The organism is Bartonella sp. SL320, from assembly GCF_059687635.1.
Genome location: NZ_CM185143.1, coordinates 692053 through 711967 on the forward strand (window position 1 = coordinate 692053; position 19915 = coordinate 711967).

The following is a 19915-nucleotide window of genomic DNA, read 5'->3' on the forward strand; positions in this document are numbered from 1 at the left end:
TTTATTGTTTTTGACAAAGTATAGATATTATGGACGTTTTTTCAATTTTTTAAGCATGTGAAAAAAGGAACGGGGGTTGATTGAAAAATAGGCAATAAAATAGATCAAGAATATGCCAAGCATGATCCCAGCTAAGGTGCCGGCTCGCAAGAAAAAGGAGGCGCCTGTGGATAAGGGAAAAGATAAAAATCCACGCACATTCAAACCGTAATAGAGCGCGAGTGCACTCAAAAGTGAAGCAATCATGAGGCATAATATTCGTTTTATCAGTTGGAGGTCGTATTTCCAATAACCACGTTTGATAAGGATCCCCCAAAGCAGTAGGGTATTGACCCATCCAGAAGTAATTTCAGCAATAACAATGCCGCATGCTGAAAAACGAGGAAATAAGGTTAAGGCGAGACTGATATTGATGAAAACGCAAATACCTGTAAAAATCATCGGTGTTTTGGTATCTTCATGAGCAAAGAAATTAGGAATAAAGACTTTTATGAGAACAAAAGCTGGAAGTCCTAGTCCATAAAGTCTCAATAATTGTGCAACATGTTGTGTTGATTGAGCGGTAAACTGTCCACGCTCAAAGAGTAAACTGACAATAGGGGTGGAGAGCAGCAAAAAAGCGATGGAGGCGGGGAGTGTTAACAAGAGTGTGAGTTCAATAGAGCGGTTTTGCAAATGGTGGGTTTCTTCATGCTTTTTGCTTCGTAAAGCGCGGGTTAATTCTGGCAAAAGAACGGTTGCAACAGCAATGGCAATTACGCCTAGAGGCAACTGATAAAGGCGATCAGCATACATCAAAGAAGAGACAGCCCCCGATTGGCTCGAAGCAATGTTGGTGTTTATGAGCAAATTAATTTGCGTGATACCACCGGTGATGGCTGCAGGGAACGCTAAAGTTAAGAGCTTGCGAACATTAGGGGTGAAATGGGGACGGCGGAAGAAAATTTTCATGCCACTTTGACGTAAAGCGACAAAAATTAAGGCCAGTTGAAGAAGTCCTGCGGCCAACACGCCCCAAGAAAGATTTAAGCCGATATGCCAAGCGTCAAGTTGATAGATCCAAGCATAGGCCAGTACACCAATCAGAATAATATTTAAAAAGAGTGGGGCAACAGCGGCAATAAAATAGCGGCGCAGAGCATTGAGCATGCCTCCCATCATCGCGGCGAGCGACATGCAGGTTAAATAGGGAAACATGATCGCAGTAAAGTGAATTGTTGCGTTAAATTTTGTGGCATCTTCGCTAAAGCCTGGCGCAATAATGGTTCGTACCAAAAAAGGCATACCCAGTTCCATCGCAATCGTTAACAATAAAAGCAGCGAAAAGAGAACGCCAAAAACTTCTTCTGCAAATTTGCAGGCTGTTTCTTGACCATCTTCAGTGATTTTTTTTGCAAACAGAGGAATGAAAGCAGCATTAAAGGCACCTTCAGCAAAAAAACGGCGGAATGTATTTGGAAAACGAAAAGCTGCATTAAAGGCATCAGAAACAGGCCCCGTCCCTAAGGCTGCTGCCATAAGCATTTCGCGGACAAAGCCAAAAATACGGCTCATGAGAGTTCCGGAAGCAACTGTTGCAATTTTTTTAATCAATGTCATAAAGATCTATCGGGTTTATGGTAAAAGAAAAGCGATGACAGGAAAAATAAACCGTTTTAAATCGTGAAAATCTGATCTGTATATCCATACAAAAATATATTTCCAGCGTTTTACGACGGGGTTTGTCTTTCTGTCAACAATGATGCGTGAAGACTTTTTAAATACTCCTTGTTTATTGTTGCATTACACTTTTTATGGTTGCCATAAAATAATTAAAATTTCTTTTTCAAAACAGTTTAGAGATATAGAATGATCATTTCTCTCTTAAGGCGTGATGTTCATGAAAATGATACCCCAAGGTGTTGTGTTGTTCATAAGGGGGGTGGCTCATCTTTACGCTTATGACGTAACAAGCCGGCACCATCACACACTTATGCTAATCTTTGAGTGTTGTAACAGATTTTGTATTGAGATGATTCATGAAAAGGGAGACAATTCATGAAACGGTATTTTTACTCTTTTCTTAGTCATTTTTTATCCATCCGTTAATCCCATCTGTAACGTGTCAACGAATGATTGTGATTGATGCAACATGAGAGAGATTTATCATCAGAGAAGCTTACAATATTGGGAGGCTCTCATTTAACATACAAAATAGTGAATACGCATTATAAATCAATTTATTATACCCAATTTAAAGAGTGAACATAAAAGCGTGAAGGAATCTGCAATTTCCATTATCGAGCAGATAGGGCTTTTAAAAGTTTGTCAGGTTGAGTTCAAAGGTGATGATAAAGCGCGTTATTGGTTTTCACTTTTACGGTTTGATGTTCTCGACATAAATGAAGCGTACTTTTCATTTCAGAGATTCCATAAACAGAGGACGGCAAGAGATGATTTTCAACAGCATCTTGCCTATTTTTAGCGCCACAGATAAGAGCCGCGCGGGCAATGATAAGGGATAAATGGTCTTTTCAAAAATGATCAATTCTTATCAATTGCACTGTTTAGATTCCTTTTCATCGTTGAGGGGTAAAGTTTTAGCAAATAAGAAAAGTTTTTCCTTTATAGTTTTCGCATCTCGTTGATGCACCATTGGTTTGCCGATGAAGGCAGCGAGTAAAGGCAATCTTTTTGATTTGGGAGGGCATTTTGACCTGAGAGGGTAAAAAAATCAAAGCTTATAGAAACTTTAGAGAGTCATGGCCTTTGCTGACTGCGTTTGGTGGGATTGAATATTTTCTTGTCTCTTGATGTTCTGATGGATGTTTTCGGTCATTTTCTGTGCTTTCCTTGCTTCTTTATCAAGGCTGTTTGAACGCATTTTTTCAGTGTTTTTCTTTATCAATAGGTACGGGAAAGATTGATGCTGGTTTGGAGCTGAGTGTTCATTCAATTGACGATCATGAAAATTTATGGAGAGTATGTTTTCTTCTATCTCTTTTGTTTGCTTGACGATTTCCAGAATCTCTTTTGCTTTGTTGACTGATGTCCCAAGATTTTTAGCAAGTTTTTCAGGGTTATTTTCCCTTATCGCGTCATGTTCGCTTGAGGATAAGCGTTCGTTGATTTTTTTGATATAAGCCTTTATTTCCTCCCTTAATTCAGGAGAGTTTGATAACGTTTCTTGCTGTTGTTCATTGGATAAGGAAAGGAGATTTTGCATCCAAACCTTAGGCTTTTCTACCGCTTGTTCGCAGCGTCTTTGTTTTGCGCGATGGTTATGGAGAATGTTTCTTTCTGTTTGTTTAAAAATATTGATATAACAATCAATGGCGCTACAGAGGGGCAAAAGATTGGCTTCAGCTTCAGTGCGCGCGCTGTTTTTTATGCCTAATATATTGCTCCCAGAAAGCTTAGCAATCGATTGAGGAGATGTGGCAATTTGATAGGTGAGCTGTTCTCCCTCCGTGTGTTTTTCATGAAGCCTTTCAATTTTTTCCTGCAAAATATGCCGGTTGTCATAAATAATTTGGCATAAAGTTTCAATTTCTGTTCTTTTTGCTTGAATGAATGCGTTGTTTTTTATTTTTGTGATAATTTCGTCGCGTGTAAGGGGAGGAACTGTTTCTGCGGGGATTAGAATTTCTTGTTGGTTTCGAATTTTTTGTGTTTTAAAGGAGAAGGAGTCGCCTATTTTTAATGTTTGTATTTGCTCTGGAGTGAGATCTTTTTTATTCCCTATGATGAAAGTACCATTAACATCAAGCATGAAAGCACTTGCGCTAGCCCCTCTGTAGAAGCCTTTATAGAGATGATCTTCTTTCGCAGTCATAATAAGCTGATTATGAATATTCTTAACCCCAATATTTTTCATACTATCCATGAATTCTTTTAAAATCAGTCTTTTTTCTGGATTGGAAATGTCTTCAAGCAGATGTTTCATCATTTCCTTATCGTTGTGTTGTAGCGATGCAATGCTGGCAAGGTCCATACGTTTTTTTGTGACAAGAGAAAAGTCGAGTGTGTGTCCTGCTGCTTGTGCAGTTTTTTCAAAAAACATTCGTTGTGCACGCCCATTGCCTTCTCTGAAAGGATGCGTATAGTTGAGCTGTATCAACAGTTCAGTGGCTTGTTCAACAAATGTTTCGCGGGTTAAGCCTTTTAAATTATTCGTTTCAGAAAGCTTTTTATCTAACTTTTCTAGTCCTTCCTGGATCTGTTTTCCTGAGGCAAAACGAACCCCATCTTTTTTCATCTCTGGCATAAAAGCAACGGTACCATCTTTAAATGTAAATGGTTTTTCACGGGTTTGTCCTGCCCATTCAAAAGTGTCTTTAAACAGAGTATGATGAATATATTGGAGATAGCTGGAGGTGAGATTTTGTGGGGGGATTTCTTGACGCAGCTGAAGGATTGCTTTTGCTGTATCATGGGCACATTTCATTTTTAATTGTTCAGAGTCTTTTATTCCGTATTTATTTTTTAGAGTGATACTGTTGGGATAAAAGAAATTACGGGATGCTGTATGATCTTTTTCGGCTTTAGACGTTGGAGATAATTTCTCCTGCGAGGTGAGAGTGGCTATGTCTGTTGTTTTTGTTCCTGTATCCCAGGAGGCCATTGCTTTTTGGGGGGGGTGTTTTGCGCTTTCTTGATGATCAGCGTGTGTTTCCTTTGTTCTTTGGACAGATGTTTGATCATTTATCGCTGTATGGCTGGTCTGTAAAATGGTTTCTTGGAAATCTTTTTGTGTTGGCCTTATAGAGGAAGAGGACTGAGCGATTGGTTGTTCTATTTGTTCTTTTTCTTGCAAGGGTTGGGATATACTTTCAATGTTGTCATCTAAGGCATGAGGAGCAACCCATGGTGCAAAAGATGCGTTTTCTTTTCTCTTTGTTTGAAGGGATGTGTTGTCTTTGCTCTTTTTCGTTCTTTCATCGTTTTTCAGAGAAGTTCTTTTTTCTTCTGGAGGCAATGGGTGTTGCTGGGTTTTTTGTGGGCTTTGAGCCTCTGGTGCTGTAAAGGAGAAGGTGTCACCAATTGTTAATGTTTGTATTTGCTCTGGTGTAAGATCTTTTTTATTTCCTAAGATGAGAGTTCCCTGAGCATCCATCATGAAGCCATTGAGGCCACAGCCTCTATAGGTCCCATAATAGGTTTCACCTTCTTTTGCAACGACAGCAAGATAATAATTGTTTTCACCCATTCCAAGATTTTTCATAGCGTTGGTGAATTCTTGTAAAATGAGCAATTTTTCTGGATTGGTAATATCTTCAAGAAGATGCTTCATGGGCTCTGGATCGCCACGTTCCATGGCGGCTGCGCGGACAAAGTCTTTGCGCTTTTTGCTCACAATAGAAAAGTCTAGTTTATGTCCTGCTGTTTCAGCGAGCCTTTCAACAAACAGTCTTTTTGTACGCCGATTGCCTTCTCTGAAAGGATGCAAGTTATGCAAATCCATCATTATTAGAGCGGCATGTTCAACAAATTCTTCGCGGGATAAACCTTGTAAATTATTTTTGTCAGCAAGTGTTTTATCTAACTTGTCTAGTCCCTCCTGTATGTGTGTGCCAATTGCAAAAGGTTTTGTAAATTCTTTTCTTTTCAAAATGGGCATAGAAGCAACGCTGCCATCTTCAAATGTAAAAGATTCTTCACGGGTTTGTCCGGCCCATTCGAATGCACGGTAAAAGAGGCGGTGATGAAGATATTTAAGATAGGAGGCATTAAACTGCTCTGGTAGAGGTTCTTGGCGCAGTTTGGTCATTTCTTTTTTTACATCATCAGAACATCGTTCTTTTAATATTTCTTTATCTTTAATGCGGTATTTATTCTTAAGTACTTTGGTATTAGGATAGAAAAAATTTTGCGCTGCTTCATTGATTTGCCTAGAAATGGTTGCATTCATTGCAGAGTGTTGTTCTTGCAATTCTTCCTGTGTGGAAGAGGCACCATGTTCTGTGTTTTCTTTCATGCATATTTCCTTTCAAATTTTCAATATTTGTTTTTTTTAAAGCTTCTTTTTTAAATTTTTTGCCTTATGTTATTGCTATAATGTTTTGTCAAAGAAGAATGCTCACTTGAATGATGGGAGAAATTTGACTTTGTTCGCGTCGAAATCGCGTTAATCATGGAACAAAATCAATATTGATCATTTTTATGAGATCTTATCGGAATTTTTTTCAATACGTTTTGCTATGTGAGAGTTTATTCATATTTTTCTGTATGTTATACGCCGTCCGTGATGCAATTTGGGTCAGATAATTGCACTAAAGTTTTGTATGAAAAGCTAACGGTGATGAAACTATTACAAAGCCATTGCTTTTGATGTTTCGGTTCTGTGCGCTCGAACAGGCAGTTGCTCTTTTTGTCGAGAGGTTTCTGCAACCTCTTGACGGTGCTTTTCTGTTGAGCGCTCAGGGAGCTTCGGGGACTGCGATAGGCTTTGCTGATGTTGCAATTTTTTATCGAGATCGGTTAAGGGTTGATGGCGTTGTTGCTGTTCTTCCTGATGGTTTTGTACAATGGTTTCTCTTAACTGTTTTATCGTCTCAGCATAATCCTTAATAGCGGTACAAAGGGTTGGAAGATTTTCTTCAGCGGCTTTGCGTGCTCCGTTTTTTATGCCAAGGGTTTTTCTTCCAGCAAGCGGAGCAAAAAATGTAGGATTACTTTCAATTTGAAAGACAAGTTCTTCTCCCATACCTGGGATTTTGTGCATGTCTTCCATTCTATCTTGTAAAATAAATGGATCTTTATAAACAATTTGGCACCAATATTCGATCTCTCTTTGACCATATTGAACCGTTGGATCTTGTTGAACTCTGCGAGCAATTTCTGGATTTGAGAGAGGTTGGATTCTTTTTTCTGGATTGAGTAGGATTTGAGTGTGTTGCTTGATGGCGCCCTTCTCTGGCGCTTGTTCATACGGTTGCTGTTTCGTCTGGGAATGCTGTGAAATATTCTCTTTTAAGTATTTTGAAGTATAGAGATAACCATTAATAGCGTCACATAGAGCGGGAAGAGATTCTTCAGCGGTTTTACGAGCTTCATTTTTAATACCAAGAGTCTTTTTCCCCGCTAGCTTAGCAATAGACCGAGGGATTTCTGTAATATCCCATAAGAGCTGTTCTCCCATAGCGGGGTTTTCTTTGACTGCTTCTATTCTTTGTTCTAAAATAAGCCGGTCACCATAAACCTTTTCGCATAAAAATCGTATTTCTTCGTGATAGGCTCCAAGCAAGAGCTCTTTTTCCATTTTATCAATAGAGTTTTTTTGTTGATGGGGCGGTTTTGGTTGTTCGCTTGCTGTGTGTGGGGAATCTGTTTTTTGGGCGACAGCATCACTTTTTTGTCTGTCTCCCCTACGGTGTGTTTTTCTTGAACGAGGAACGTCATAGATTTCACTGTCTTGTGAGGATGAACTGCTTTGCTGCTTGGGTATCCTATGTGAGGGTGTTTTTGGTCTAACGCTCGGAGCGAGTGTTTCAGGCTCTTGGATTTTTGTGCCGTATTGCACTTTGTCTCTTATACGTGGGAAAGGTTGTGAAGAAGGCGTTGCATAAAGACCTTCGTCCTCTTGAGTTGTTGGTTTATTTTGTTGTCTGTCTTTTGCTCGCGGTGGTCTTTGTGGCGCGGTTTTTATGTGTACAGAGGGGTTTTCTTGGTTTTTTATGCTGGTTTGTTGCCTATCTTTTGCGCGTGGTGGTCTTTGTGGAGCAGTTTTTGTGTGCGCGGAGGGGAGATCCAGAGTTTCTGGCTTTTGGATTGTTACGCCGGAAGGCGTTTTGTCTTTCACGCGTGGAGGAGGGGGAGGAGCTACTTTTTTTTGCGTGGAAGAGGGCTCTTGAACTTGTGTGCTGGTTTGTTGCCTATCTTTTGCACGTGGAGGTTTTGGCGGAGCCACCTTTGTCTGTACAGGAGGCACCTCTTGGGTTTTAGTACCGGGGAATGTTGCGCTGATAGGCGTTTTATCTCTCATGCGTGGGGGAGGGGGTGGAGCCATTTTGGGGTGTGTGGAGGGGGAGGCTTGAACTCGTGTGTTATGTTGTTGCCTTTCTTTTGTATGTGGGGTGGGTTGTGTGCTTTGAGAAACTTTGGGAGGGGAGGTTCTAGGGGGGGATTGTTCAGCTTGTTGTTGAAATTTTTCCATCATTTGGGCGATTAAAGGGGATGGGTTTCTTTTTTTCATACATGCTTCCTTTCAAGCTCTTCCAATATTGTTTTTGAATACTATTTAAAAACTTAAGTTGGTCTTTATCCTGTTTTATGCTTTTTTATTTTCTTTTATGGGAGAAGGTATGGCTTCACGAGATTTGGCTCTCTTTGGTTTAGGTTATAATCACTCTCTAAATGGGTTAGATTAAGTGATGGCGGAATGAACTTGTTTCAACGTTCTCTCTTTCTTGGCGCAAATTATCTCGGTTCTTTGTTGCGCCAAGATGTTGGATTCAACGTGAAAACTTATGTCTGTTTAGCTGGCAAAAACCATTGTTTTTGGGGCGGCAGTTTTGCGTGGACGAAAATCTGTTTCTCTTTGTTGACCAGAAGTTGTTGCTCCTTCATGAGTGACTATTGCATGCTCAAGGCGTTGAGCAGATTGTGAGACGCTTTGTTGTTGATGTAAGTTTTGCGCTTGTTCAGATGATTCATAGCGTTCTTGTTGGGTTTGCGGAGCTTGTGAAAGGCTTTCTCTTAATTGCTTTACAGTCATTGCATAATTATCAGTGGCATCAATGAGGTGAGAAAGCCCAGATTCAGCATGTCTGCGTGCTTTATTTTTAAAGCCACAAAAGTTGCGACCAGCGTATTTATCAAAAGAGCGAGGATTTCCGGCAAGTTGCTGTGCGAGTTCTTCTATTGTGTCGGGGTTTTGGAAAAGCGTTTCTACTTGTGATTGCAAAATATTTGATTGACCAAAAACAACACCACACCAATATTGGATTTGGGCATGGTATCTTTTGACTTTTGAATGTTGGTGAATTTGGGTGGAAATGTCTGCTTCTGGAAGCCTCTCTTCCCTTTGAGAAGGTTCGGGTTTTCTGAGCAGTTCAGCAACAGCCGCTTTCCCCATGAGGCGTTCATAGTTTTTGAGTTCTTGCTCTGGAGATTGTGATAGGTCTTCTCTTGCCTGCCTTACGGCTTCTGTATAACAATCAATAGAGACACATAGGGCGGAAAAACTCTCTTCTGCATTTCTTCGTGCTTGATTTTTAAAGCCCAATATGCTGATGCCGGAAAGTTTAGCGATACTTTCAGGATAGGCTGCCATGCGCCATGAGAGCTCCTCTCCCGCTTGAGGATTGCTTTGAATTTCCTGTATTTTTTCTTGTAAAATTTGGGGGGTGCCATAGGCACTTGCCGCTAAACGTTTGATTTCTTCTTGAAATGTTTTAACCAATGGGTGGTGTGACAGCAAGAGAGAGATTTCTTCTTGTGAGAGGATTGTTGTTACCTTTTGTGAAGCGCTGTGTGAAGCAACTGCTGGGTTTGTTTTTTCAGATTCTTGTGGTCTTTGGATTGAGCTTTCTCTTGTGAGAGGCGTTGTTGCACGTGTCATTTTAACGGATGTTTGTGTAATTTCTTCCGTGACAGTTTCTTCTTCCAAAAGAGAGGGTCTTTCCTCATCTTGTTCCAGTATTGTTGATAGTTTTTTGTTTTTTGAAGGTGCTTCTTTAGGGAGAGGGGTGGGGCCTGAGACTTCTGCTGCCGCTTGTTCATAAAGCTTTATAAGTTCTTGTATTGATGAGGAGGGAAAAGGGTGAGGGTGATCTTTTTTCATGCATGTTTCCTTTCAAAAATTGTTGTAGAAAACCTCTTTGGTGCATTCTCGCCCTTTATGCTTGGATCACTTTGAGACAAAGGAAGATATCGAACTGATATGCGCTCCAAAGATCTGCGCTATTCATTCTCAGTTTAATGGAGCTTTGTGTTTTTTATACAGTTTTTTTGTGAAATCTTATCAATAGGTTACAATAAATAACAGGATCCACTTTTAGATCTCTTTTAGGACTATTTTTTGTAACGTTCTAAAACAAATCTTGGCGCAACCGCAAGAAAACGATGTGCGCCAAAAATTAAATGAAAAAGAGATTATATGAAAAACAAAAATTAATCTGTTTTTATATTGATGCTCTCTTACATGGCATAAGCCATTCCATGTTTTTGTCGTTGAGGACTGTGTTCAGGACTGTTTTGTTCTCGTCCTCTTGCGTGATGATGATGTCTGTGCTCATCTCTTTCTGGTCCTCCTTGTTTTTGCTGGCGTCGTTGTTCTGCCAAGGGGGTTTGCAAGAGCCGCTCTTTTGTCTCTGTTACAACCTTTGTATAACCATCAATGGCATTAACAAGGTGTTGAAAGCCTTCTTCAGCTACTTTGCGATCGGGGCTTTTTACACCAAGGAGTTGTCTACCAGCAAGCTTTCCAAGGCCTTCAGGATTTGCTGCAACTTCATATGAAAGATCTCTTCCTTTACTAGGATCTGTCAGTATCTCTTGCAAATGTTTCTGGAAAAGCGTGTCATTGCCATAAACAACTTTTCCCCAATGTATGACCTCTTCTGCATATGCTCCGACCTGTGGGGTTTTTAAAAGCATAGCACTCATTTGCTCACTTGTAAGGGGAGGTCTTCCTCTTTGTTGTGGATTGACCTCTGTATAGTCGGTTTCAGAAGCTCCTCTTCCCCGATCATGACGCCCACCTCTTGAGAGAGGATCAACGGTGCCCACGGATGCGTATAGAACATCCTCTCCACGTCTTTGGGAAGAAACCGTTGCGTACTCGGTTTCAGAAGCTCCTCTTCCCCGATCATGACGCCCACCTCTTGAGAGAGGATCAACGGTGCCCACGGATGCGTATAGAACATCCTCTCCACGTCTTTGGGAAGCAACCTCGGTATAGTCGGTTTCAGGATCTTCTGGTCGCCGATCATGACGCTCACCTCTTGAAAGAGGGTTAACGGTGCCCACGGATGCGTATAGAACTTCTTCCTCTTCTGGGTTTGGTTGGGGCTGGTGTCTTCTGGTTTGTTTATTTACTTGTGCATAAAGAGGGTCTGGGTGATGTTTTTTCATGGCTGTTTCCTTTCAATATTTTAGAAAACCTCTTTGGGGCATTCTCGTCTTTTATGCTTTATTTGCTTTGAAACAAAAAAAATATCGCACCGAATGACTTCCAAAGATTCCGCGCTATTCATATTGATATGTAATGGAGCTTTGTGTTTTTTCTACAGTTTTTTATGAAATTTTATCAATAAGTTACAATAAATAATAGGGGTCATTTTTAGGTCTCTTTTAGGACTGTTTTTTGTAACATTTTAAAACAACTCTTGGCGCAACCGCTAAGAGACAATTTGCGCCAAGAAACTCACTGCAAAAGAGGTTATATGAAAAACAAAAATTGATCTGTTTTTATGTTGATGCGCCCTTACATGGCAAAAGCCATTCCTTTTTCATTTCCATGTCTTTGTTGTCGTGGGCTGTGTTCTGGACTATTTTGTTCCTGTTCTCTTGCGTGACGACGATGATGGTGGTGATGACGTCTGTGTTCAGGGCTTCTTTCTGGACTGTCTTGTTTTTGATCTCTTGTCAGTTCATGTGTAAACTGTTTGTGGAGTCTTTGTACTTTAACTATATGTCTTTCAAGTGCTGAACAAAGGGGAGAAAAAGCCTCTTCGGCAGCCTTACGATCAGGGCTTTTTACGCCAAGAACTTGCCGACCAGCAAGCTTACCAGCATTTTCAGGGTTGGCTGCAAGGTTCCATAAGATTTTATCTGCACTCTGAGGATCGTTAATAATCGCCGCAAGCTGCTCATTCAAAGCATGTGGGTTCCCATAAACAACTGTACACCATTCTTGGGTTTCTCTTACACCATATTGAACCTCTGTGTGTTTTAAAAGTTTGCTTGTCACCACATCTTTTTGGGTTCTGGGAGGGGGGGTTGCTGCTCTGCCAAGGCCTTCGTAGAGAGGATTTTCCTGTTGTTGGGGGTCTTGTCCACCTACAGCGCCCATGCCCAATGTTGCATAGACAGATTCTATTGGTTTATGGGGAGAGCGTCCCCCTTCTGTTCTGGGGTCAATTTCCGCATAGAGAGGATCTGCTGGTTTTTGGTGCGGGCGCAGATCTTGTTTACTTCCGCTAGGTGAGTCATAGAGAGGGTTTCTTGTTTCTTGGAACTCTGTCTCACCTGTTCCCAGATTAACGACGGCATAGGGATTTGTGGGGTTTTCGGGGGAGGGTTCACGTGAACTCCTATCAAGTCTTGGACGGGTAGATGCATGTCCTAGTGGGTATTGCGGGGCATAGATCGTGCCTTGAGGGGGATTTTGTGGAGCATAGACAGTTTCTAGTGGTCGTTGAGGAGGTGTATCATAAGGGGAGCGTTCTTGCACTCTCGTTTGCGGTATGTCGTAGGGGCCTTCTGGCCCTTGCGTACTACCACCTTCTCGGCCAAGATCTGCATAAAGAACTCTACCACTTGAGGGTTGTCTTCTTTCTGGGTTTCCAGCATTTCTGCTTTGTATTTCTTCCGGACTTAGTGTGCGCGGTCCTCCTCTTTGTAAGCGTGTTCCTCTTCTGTTGGGTTTATTCACTTGTGCGTAGAGGGGGGCTGGATTCTGAGCTTCTGGGCCTTGAGTGTTTGGGTTCTGAGGGGTTGGTTGTGGGTGACTTTTTTTCACGGCTGTTTCCTTTCAATATTTTTAGAAAACCTCTTTGGTGCACGCCCCACTTTTTTGATAAATCTAAAGTAACTGAAGATATCAAATTGAATGGCTTCCAAAGATTTTGCGCTATTCGCTTTTAAGTTTAATGGAGATTTATGTCTTTTATACAGTTTTTTTGTGAAATCTTATCAATAAGTTATTATAAATTATAGGATCCATTTTTAAGACTATTTTTTGTAATATTCTAAAACAATTTATGGGGACAATTGCGATAGAATAATTGGTGCCAAGAATTTAGGTGGAAGATAAAAGTTTTCGCCTTTTTAGCCAGTCATAGCCAGCGATGAAGAACGACTAACTCTTAAGCTGCGGGCTTGAGACTGTGCTTCTTGGGTGTTTTTGACAGTCTGTGCAATTTCTTTTGCTTTGCTTTCTGATATCCCAAGAAGGCATGCTAGTCTTGTAGGATCATTTTCTTGTATGGCTTTCCGATCTTCTGCGGAAAGACGACTTTGTAGTTGGCGTGAAAAGGTATGGAGTTCTTGTCGGAGTGCTGGAGAATGCAATAAAGCTTCTCTTTGTTGATCTTCTGGGAAGGCAAAAAGACTTTGTAAATTTTTCCCAGGCCTTTCGACAGCGTGGCTTAGTCGATTTTGTTCTCTGTGGTGGTGCTCTAGAATGTTATCTTTTGCTTGTTGGGTGATTGCGCTATAATTTTTAAGAGCTTGGCTGAGTTGTGGAACATTTTGTTCCGCCTGTCTGCGACTTGGGCTTTTCATGTCAAGCATTTTTCTTCCGGCAAGTTTAGAAACTGTTTGGGGATTTTGTAGAATTTCATCGGCAAACTGATTTCCTAAGCTTGGGTCTGCTGTTACGATATTCAATTTTGCTTGTAAGGTATGTTTACTGCCATAAACAATCTTTGATAGATTTTCAATTTCTTTTCGGCATGTTGTAACATAAGCGTCATTTGAAGCTCTTGCAAATAACTCTTCATTTGTGAGAGGGGCTAATGTTTCTTGTGGGATCAGTGTTTCTTTTACATTTTGAACATTGGATTTTTGAAAACAGATGCGGGCACCGTTGTGTAATGTTTTAACATATTCTGGGGGAAGATCATCTTTGTGTCCGACGACGAACCCTCCATCAATTTCCATGACAAAACCTTCTGCTGAGAAGCCTCTAAAAGTGCCATTATAGGTTACACCTTCCTTTGCTGCAACAACAATGCGATCGTTAATTTCTTCCAGTCCAGCGGCTCTCATTTGGGAGATGAATTCTTTTAAAACAAGAGATTTTTGTGGATGGGTGATATCTTCAAAAAGATCTTTCATCGGTTGGGGATTGCCATGTTGCATGGCTTCAATACAAGCTGCTGTCATGCGTCCTTTTGTGATGAACGCAAAGTCAATGGTATGTCCTGCTGCTTGTCCAAGCTTTTCCATAAACATTCGATTGACGCGTCCATTGCCTTTTCGGAAAGGATGAGCATGCTCAAGCGCCATAAAAACATCAGCGGCATGTTCAGCAAATTCTTGGCGCGATAAGCCTTGTAAATTGTTCTTTTCACTCAGTGCTTTTTCAAGTTGTCTCAGCTCTTTTTTTATCTGCGGACCGATAGCAAAAGGAGCTTCATAGCCTTTGGGACGCATCGCTGGCATACTAGCTTTGCTCCCATCTTCAAAGGTAAAGGTTTTATCGCGGGTTTGACCTGCCCATTCAAAAGTTTTGTGGAAGAGGCTCCAGTGGATTAATTGGAGATAAGCAATATCAAATTTTAGGGGTGGTGGCTCATGACGAAAATTGGTGGCCTCTTGGGCGGCATCTTTAGCACAGCGTTCATACAGTTTTTTGGGGTCTTTGATGTTATATTTATTTTTGAGTGTTTTGGTTCCCTTATATAGATAATTTTGCTCTAACATAGAGTCTCTCCTAAAGAAGGTATGGTGGTGGTTGATACGCGTCTTAAAACGCGGGTCATGTTAAAAATCCCCCGTCGCGTATTCTTTTAAGATTTTGAGAGTTATGAGAGGTTGTTCCTTAAGGGTGTGGATGGTTGTATCAATTGTTTTGTAACGCTTTTGAAAGGTTTTTGGTATGAAAGATGTCAAATGATCTGTTGTGATTGTTTTCATGCCTGTTTCCTTTTTTCATTTATTTGGGAAAAGCTTTTCTGATATTGCCTTTTGTTTATGATCCTGTTGTGCTGTAAATACTGGTAGACGGTGATATAAATCCACAGCGTGGGTCAGAAGGTAGATTTTTGATAAATCGACTTTGGAGAAAATCTTCATTCTTTGAGGTGAGGTAAAGAGATTAAAAAGAAAAATGTTGTTTAAGGTTTTTGCTGTTTTGCTTTTAGTAAAGTTGTTTGCAAAAGCGCTTTGATGAACGGCGTGAATATGGCGGGTAGGATCGCTTTTGGTGATCAGATGGTATTGGGACTTTTCATACACAATATTCAGGTTGAGAGGTTTATGGATCAAAGCAGTCATCAAAAATCTTCTCCATTATGTTTTTCTTATTGGTCTATGTGGGTATATTGCTCGTATTTTTAAAAACAAAAAGTATTTTACTTTGTTCTGTTGCTTTTACTGTATCGCGCTCTTTTTTAATCCATAAGAAAGAGAACCTTTCTCCTGTTGGGGGAAAGGTATTTTTTCAACGCTTAGTTACTAAGATAGGACACTTGATATTATCGTAAAGGGGAGAAAAAGATTCTATAAGAATGTTTTATTCATTTTGGAGTATATTTTTGAATATTTTTTGGGAAAATCAATGTTTGTTGTGTAGGGGGGAGAGTTTTTTGTCTCAAAGATAAATCTTTTGTTTATTCTATTTTTTCATGGAGGGGCGCCCTTTACGTAAAACAGAACATCATTGTGTTATTACTTCTCAAGTTTGTTTTAACAGAGACATCTTTTAACCTATCCATTTAGCGGTGATTATGAATGGTACAATGGGAAAGCCTCTATGAAGTGTATAAAACCTATTGAGCACCCCTATATTATGCTTTATAGAGAAGTTGCGGCCATCACCCATTTTAAGTCCCCAATGTTTCGGATAAGATTTTAAGTTTTAGAGAAAGTTTATGAAAAGGCATGCCTTTTTTGTACTATTTTACTCCACATGGGGCTGCGTTTTTGATGTGTAAGCGACCAGGTTGTCATTAATTCAGCAGGAAAAAGATTTGAAGTAAGAGAATGTTACGCTACTTTGTTTTTCATTGAAGACAAAAAGTGAATTATGATTATAAATAAATATCTTATATGTGAAGAGCGTTGTAGGAATGTGCTCTGCTTCCAAGTGGAGATATTGCTATTGGTTGGAGGTATGGGCGTTTTTTATAAAGACTTATTAAAGATTATGAGTGCTGATAAAATGATACACAAAATATAAAAAGAAAAAATAACGGATTTTTTTGACCTTTTTTTTCTTGGATGTTTGAGGAAGATTTTTCGTTTATAAGCTTTTTAAAAACAAGAATGTATGTTTTTTGCTGTTATCTTTTATCAGTATCTCATCATAGGATTTAGCTTTTCTTTTGTGGGGCAAAGCGGTTTTTTGCAGCGGCGGCTAACATTTCTTTTCTTCTAAAATAGATGGCGCGACCACATCGCAAAGGGGGGTGTCCTTGCATAAGAATAATTTGTTCGTCTTGACGCATTTCTTGAATAACTTCGTGGGGTAAAATGAGAGCTCTTTGTTGGTAATTGATGTTGTAAGAACTCTTTCCTAAAGAGAGGCCTCTTGATTTGTTCGTTCCGGTGACTTCAACGGTCATTTGACCACAGCGTTCTGAAATGTCTTTAGCTGTTTGAAAGTCTTTAATGGCAGCATAGCTGACAAAGGAGCAACTTTCAAACCATGAGCGTGCTCCTGATTCCCCAAAGTGATTGACCAACTGACCAGAGGATTGATAAAAGAGCATCAAGGATGTTCCGTATTTACGTCCACGATCACGCGCTTCTTCTAAAATATTCATGTAGCCTAGAAGATCAACTTCGTCTAAGACAAATAAAACACGTTTTTTATAGTTACCGTCTGCTGTAACCATGGCATTGAGAAAGGCACCAATAATCACACGCCCGATCGCTGGATAACTGTTTAAAATGCTGGCGGGGAGATTGAGAAAAACATCTGTATTGCCATCTGTGATATCTGAGGAGGAAAAATCATTGCCGCAGACAAGATTTGCGTAATTGGACAAAGAAAGCCATTGGGTATCTTTTGAGGCGGTTGTATAGACTCCTGAAAAGGTTTGTTCTGCCATTTCTGTAAAAATCCCCACCATTTCGCGAATAAAAGGCGAAGGGGTTGTGTCTTGAATCATGCGTAATTGATTAACAACGGCTGTTTCTGATTGAGAGAGAATTCCACGCAATGTTTTTAAATTGCGTTCCTCGTCTTCATATTCATCAGAAAATATGACATGAGCGAGAAGAGCCGTTAAAAGATTATGGGCTTGTGTCGAGAAATATTCCGCTGAAGAATTGTCTGATTTTTTATCTGTGAGAAGCAATTTGGAAAAGCTTACAATATTTGCTTCACGTTGTGTGCGTGGTACGCTGTCATCTAAAAGCCAATCGATGACATTAAAATTTTTTGTTAAAAGTGAATTGGGATCAAGAACAATAACATTTCTATTGCCCATTTTTTGACGCGCAAATTTAACCATTGGAGCCACTTCTGTTGAAGGATCAAGACAAACAACAGAGCCTGGATAGGTTAAACACGTAGGAACTACTGTACTTGTGGTTTTATAACCACCAGAACCCGCAAAGAAGATCATATGGGTTGAACCAAAATCAAGATTAAAAGTTAGCAAAGGTGCGCTTCCACCCTTTCCCCATGTTGTTTTATTGCCAGGGGCAAAGGGAATTTTGCATACATTATCTTGATCAACACGGTATCTTTCGCCTATAACAATTTGACCATTGGCAGGAAAGATTTTTGCTGCTTCTCTTAAATCCATCCACGAGGCATCACCAAAAACACCTTTTTTTGCACGCTTGACCTTATTTTTAAGTGGCGAAGTTGTGATGAATTGAATGATGGAAAAAAAAGCACCAATGATAATGCCAAAGACAATCATGGGATCCATGAATTGAAGTGCATAGCTCCACGTTATTCCTTGTTGGCCAACATAGGGACTTAAACGTTTTATTTCACCTCCAATATAGTAAAGAGCTGTGGCTCCAAAAAACACAACCGAGACAAAAGTGATTGTTTTACGTAAATGCAGTTTTTGCGAGAGACTATAAAACAGTGAAACAGCAGCTGTTAGGGCTAGAACTAATAAAGGTTCTGAACGAAGAGTCCAATAAATTTGATCGCTTCTTAGTCCATTGGTTATAAGCAATAAAAAATGGGGGACGAGGAATATCGTTAAAGCACCTAAAGCAATTGGGGTTAAAATAAGGACCATTTGTGTCTTGGTATATTTCATTGTATTTTACTTTCAATGTTCTCTGAATATGCTGTAAAATGCCCTTTTTTAGATGTGTGATCCTCTCTTTTTTTCAAAAGTTAGAGAACGCTAAACAGTTTTCGTCTATGGGGCCTTCTCATGAAGGAAGAAGATTTTATTTATTCTTAGCTGGCCATAGCGAGCACATTTGAACGGTTGACGGTGCGTGTGCAGGCTTGCTGGTGTACTTCTTTGGCTTGCTTAACGATTTGTGTAATTTGTCTGGCTTTATTTTCTGATACACCAATGCTTTGAGCTAATATCTCATACTCATTATTTTTGACAGCTTTATGGTCAGTTTCTGAGAGACGATGATTGATGCTTTTGACAAAGTTGGTCAGCTCTTGTTGAAGTCCAGGATTTTTCGCTAAAGCTTGCTGCTGAACTTCTTTGGGCAAGATGAAGAGATCCTGCAAGCTTTGACTTGGCATGTCTATTTTTTGTGCACGGCGATTTTGTTCTGTTGCATGTTCTTGAATAATTTCTTTTTTAGCATGTTGTACGGCATGCGTAAAATTTGCAACGGCAGTACAGAGCATCTCAACATGATTTTTAGCGTTTGTACGTGTCTGATTTTGTAGTCCACATAAACTCAAACCTGCAAGATGCGCAATAGAGTTTGGTGTCTTTTCAATCCGTTCAGCGAGCTGTTGGCCTAAGCTTGGATTTTTAATCATTGCGACCATCTGATCGTCTAATGTTTTTTTATTACCATAAACAATTTTTGCCAACTCTTGAATTTGGTTTCGCGCTGTTTGGACACAAGCATCTTCTGCAACCATTTCGGCGAGTTCATTTTTTGTCAAAGGGGCTAAACTTTCTCCTGGAATGAGAATGTTGTCGACTTTAGGGACTTTAAAGGTCAATTTTTCACCAGGTGTTAATGTTTTGAGTTGTTCTGGTGTAAGATCTGCTTTGTTGCCGATGATGTAAGTCCCTTCTACATCGAGCATAAAGCCCTTTAACATAGAACCTTTATAAATCCCTGTGTAGGTTTCATCTTCTTTTGCAGCTATAACAAGACGATGATTAACATCGCGCCCAAGAGCTTTTGTGTTGTTCATGAACTCCTGTAAAAGACATATTTTTTCTGGATGAGAGATATCTTCAAAAAGATTTTGCATCGGTTCTATATTGCCATGGTGTACTGCTTCGTAGGCTGCCATTATGCGTGTTTGTGTGGCAAGTGAAAAATCAAGTTGATGGCCTGCTTTTTTAGCGAGCTGTTCAAAAAAGAATTGTATTGTGTGTTCATTGCCATCTACGAATGGGTGTAGATTTTTAAGAGAGACAAAGAGTGGGAGTGCTTCTGAAATAAAATTTTCGCGTGTTAAGCCTCTTAAATAATCTTTTTCGGTAAGTGTTTTGTCGAATCTTTGTAAAGATTCCTGGATTTCCTCATCGTTTGCAAAGGCACCGCTCCATTCTGCCCTTTGCATTAATGGCATGAAAGCAATACTTTCGTCTGAAAATGTGAAGGGAACAGAGCGGATTTTTCCAGACCATTCAAATGTGTTTTTAAATAACTGACGATGGATATAGCATAGATAATGGCAACTAAAATGTTCTGGAATAGATTCTTTACGCAGACTTTTTAATCCTTCTCCTATATCATGCGAACATTTTTCCCGAAAGAGATCTAAATCTGTTTCTCCATATTTATTTTTGAGTATTTGAGTGCCAGGATAAAGATAATTATGGGGAGAAGGGTAGTCTATATGTTTGGTTTTTGCTTTGGCTTTAGGCATCGTTTTTTCCTTATCATATAATTTTTCATAAGAATATTAAGTTTTTTT

At 39.9% G+C, this 19915-nt stretch carries 11 protein-coding genes; all 11 read right to left on the minus strand.

What is annotated here, in order from left to right; genetic code table 11:
• Positions 1-27: 27 nt before the first annotated feature.
• The 11 genes from murJ to AC6ER8_RS02840 all read right to left on the minus strand — a co-directional run bounded on the left by murJ (position 28) and on the right by AC6ER8_RS02840 (position 19867).
• Positions 28-1599: a murein biosynthesis integral membrane protein MurJ gene (gene murJ / locus AC6ER8_RS02790; protein WP_497079136.1), complete on the minus strand. Its 1572-nt coding sequence runs from the start codon at positions 1597-1599 to the stop codon at positions 28-30.
• A gap of 1132 nt (positions 1600-2731) precedes the next feature.
• Positions 2732-5956, minus strand: coding sequence for a BID domain-containing T4SS effector (locus AC6ER8_RS02795; RefSeq protein WP_497079138.1), 3225 nt, complete (start codon positions 5954-5956; stop codon positions 2732-2734).
• A 333-nt stretch (positions 5957-6289) separates the two neighbouring features.
• The gene (locus AC6ER8_RS02800; RefSeq protein WP_497079140.1) at positions 6290-8173 is read right to left on the minus strand and encodes a BID domain-containing T4SS effector; all 1884 of its coding nucleotides are present in this window, start codon (positions 8171-8173) and stop codon (positions 6290-6292) included.
• A gap of 282 nt (positions 8174-8455) precedes the next feature.
• Positions 8456-9763 (minus strand): BID domain-containing T4SS effector, encoded by a 1308-nt coding sequence (locus AC6ER8_RS02805; protein WP_497079142.1) that lies wholly within the window; start codon positions 9761-9763, stop codon positions 8456-8458.
• A gap of 356 nt (positions 9764-10119) precedes the next feature.
• Entirely contained in the window at positions 10120-11055 is a 936-nt protein-coding gene (locus AC6ER8_RS02810) for a BID domain-containing T4SS effector (RefSeq protein WP_497079143.1), read from the minus strand.
• A 352-nt stretch (positions 11056-11407) separates the two neighbouring features.
• Positions 11408-12664: a BID domain-containing T4SS effector gene (locus AC6ER8_RS02815; RefSeq protein ID WP_497079145.1), complete on the minus strand. Its 1257-nt coding sequence runs from the start codon at positions 12662-12664 to the stop codon at positions 11408-11410.
• Between the two features lie 308 nt (positions 12665-12972).
• Complete coding sequence (locus tag AC6ER8_RS02820) at positions 12973-14571, minus strand: BID domain-containing T4SS effector (protein ID WP_497079146.1); 1599 nt, start codon at positions 14569-14571, stop codon at positions 12973-12975.
• Between the two features lie 60 nt (positions 14572-14631).
• Positions 14632-14784: an antitoxin VbhA family protein gene (locus AC6ER8_RS02825; protein ID WP_497079148.1), complete on the minus strand. Its 153-nt coding sequence runs from the start codon at positions 14782-14784 to the stop codon at positions 14632-14634.
• A 15-nt stretch (positions 14785-14799) separates the two neighbouring features.
• Positions 14800-15144 carry a hypothetical protein gene (locus AC6ER8_RS02830; protein WP_497079150.1) on the minus strand — a complete coding sequence of 115 codons (345 nt, stop codon included), beginning with the start codon at positions 15142-15144 and terminating at the stop codon, positions 14800-14802.
• Positions 15145-16181: 1037 nt separating this feature from the next.
• Positions 16182-18098 carry a Ti-type conjugative transfer system protein TraG gene (gene traG, locus AC6ER8_RS02835; RefSeq protein ID WP_497079152.1) on the minus strand — a complete coding sequence of 639 codons (1917 nt, stop codon included), beginning with the start codon at positions 18096-18098 and terminating at the stop codon, positions 16182-16184.
• 146 nt (positions 18099-18244) lie between these two features.
• Positions 18245-19867 carry a BID domain-containing T4SS effector gene (locus tag AC6ER8_RS02840; protein WP_497079154.1) on the minus strand — a complete coding sequence of 541 codons (1623 nt, stop codon included), beginning with the start codon at positions 19865-19867 and terminating at the stop codon, positions 18245-18247.
• Positions 19868-19915 lie beyond the last annotated feature (48 nt).

What these genes read in the sequence shown, in the direction of transcription:
- AC6ER8_RS02830 (WP_497079150.1), bottom strand. Translation starts at nt 15,144, where the DNA reads ATGACTGCTTTGATCCATAAACCTCTCAACCTGAATATTGTGTATGAA.
- AC6ER8_RS02795 (WP_497079138.1), bottom strand. Translation starts at nt 5,956, where the DNA reads ATGAAAGAAAACACAGAACATGGTGCCTCTTCCACACAGGAAGAATTG.
- AC6ER8_RS02825 (WP_497079148.1), bottom strand. Translation starts at nt 14,784, where the DNA reads ATGAAAACAATCACAACAGATCATTTGACATCTTTCATACCAAAAACC.
- AC6ER8_RS02810 (WP_497079143.1), bottom strand. Translation starts at nt 11,055, where the DNA reads ATGAAAAAACATCACCCAGACCCTCTTTATGCACAAGTAAATAAACAA.
- murJ (WP_497079136.1), bottom strand. Translation starts at nt 1,599, where the DNA reads ATGACATTGATTAAAAAAATTGCAACAGTTGCTTCCGGAACTCTCATG.
- AC6ER8_RS02800 (WP_497079140.1), bottom strand. Translation starts at nt 8,173, where the DNA reads ATGAAAAAAAGAAACCCATCCCCTTTAATCGCCCAAATGATGGAAAAA.
- AC6ER8_RS02820 (WP_497079146.1), bottom strand. Translation starts at nt 14,571, where the DNA reads ATGTTAGAGCAAAATTATCTATATAAGGGAACCAAAACACTCAAAAAT.
- traG (WP_497079152.1), bottom strand. Translation starts at nt 18,098, where the DNA reads ATGAAATATACCAAGACACAAATGGTCCTTATTTTAACCCCAATTGCT.
- AC6ER8_RS02840 (WP_497079154.1), bottom strand. Translation starts at nt 19,867, where the DNA reads ATGCCTAAAGCCAAAGCAAAAACCAAACATATAGACTACCCTTCTCCC.
- AC6ER8_RS02805 (WP_497079142.1), bottom strand. Translation starts at nt 9,763, where the DNA reads ATGAAAAAAGATCACCCTCACCCTTTTCCCTCCTCATCAATACAAGAA.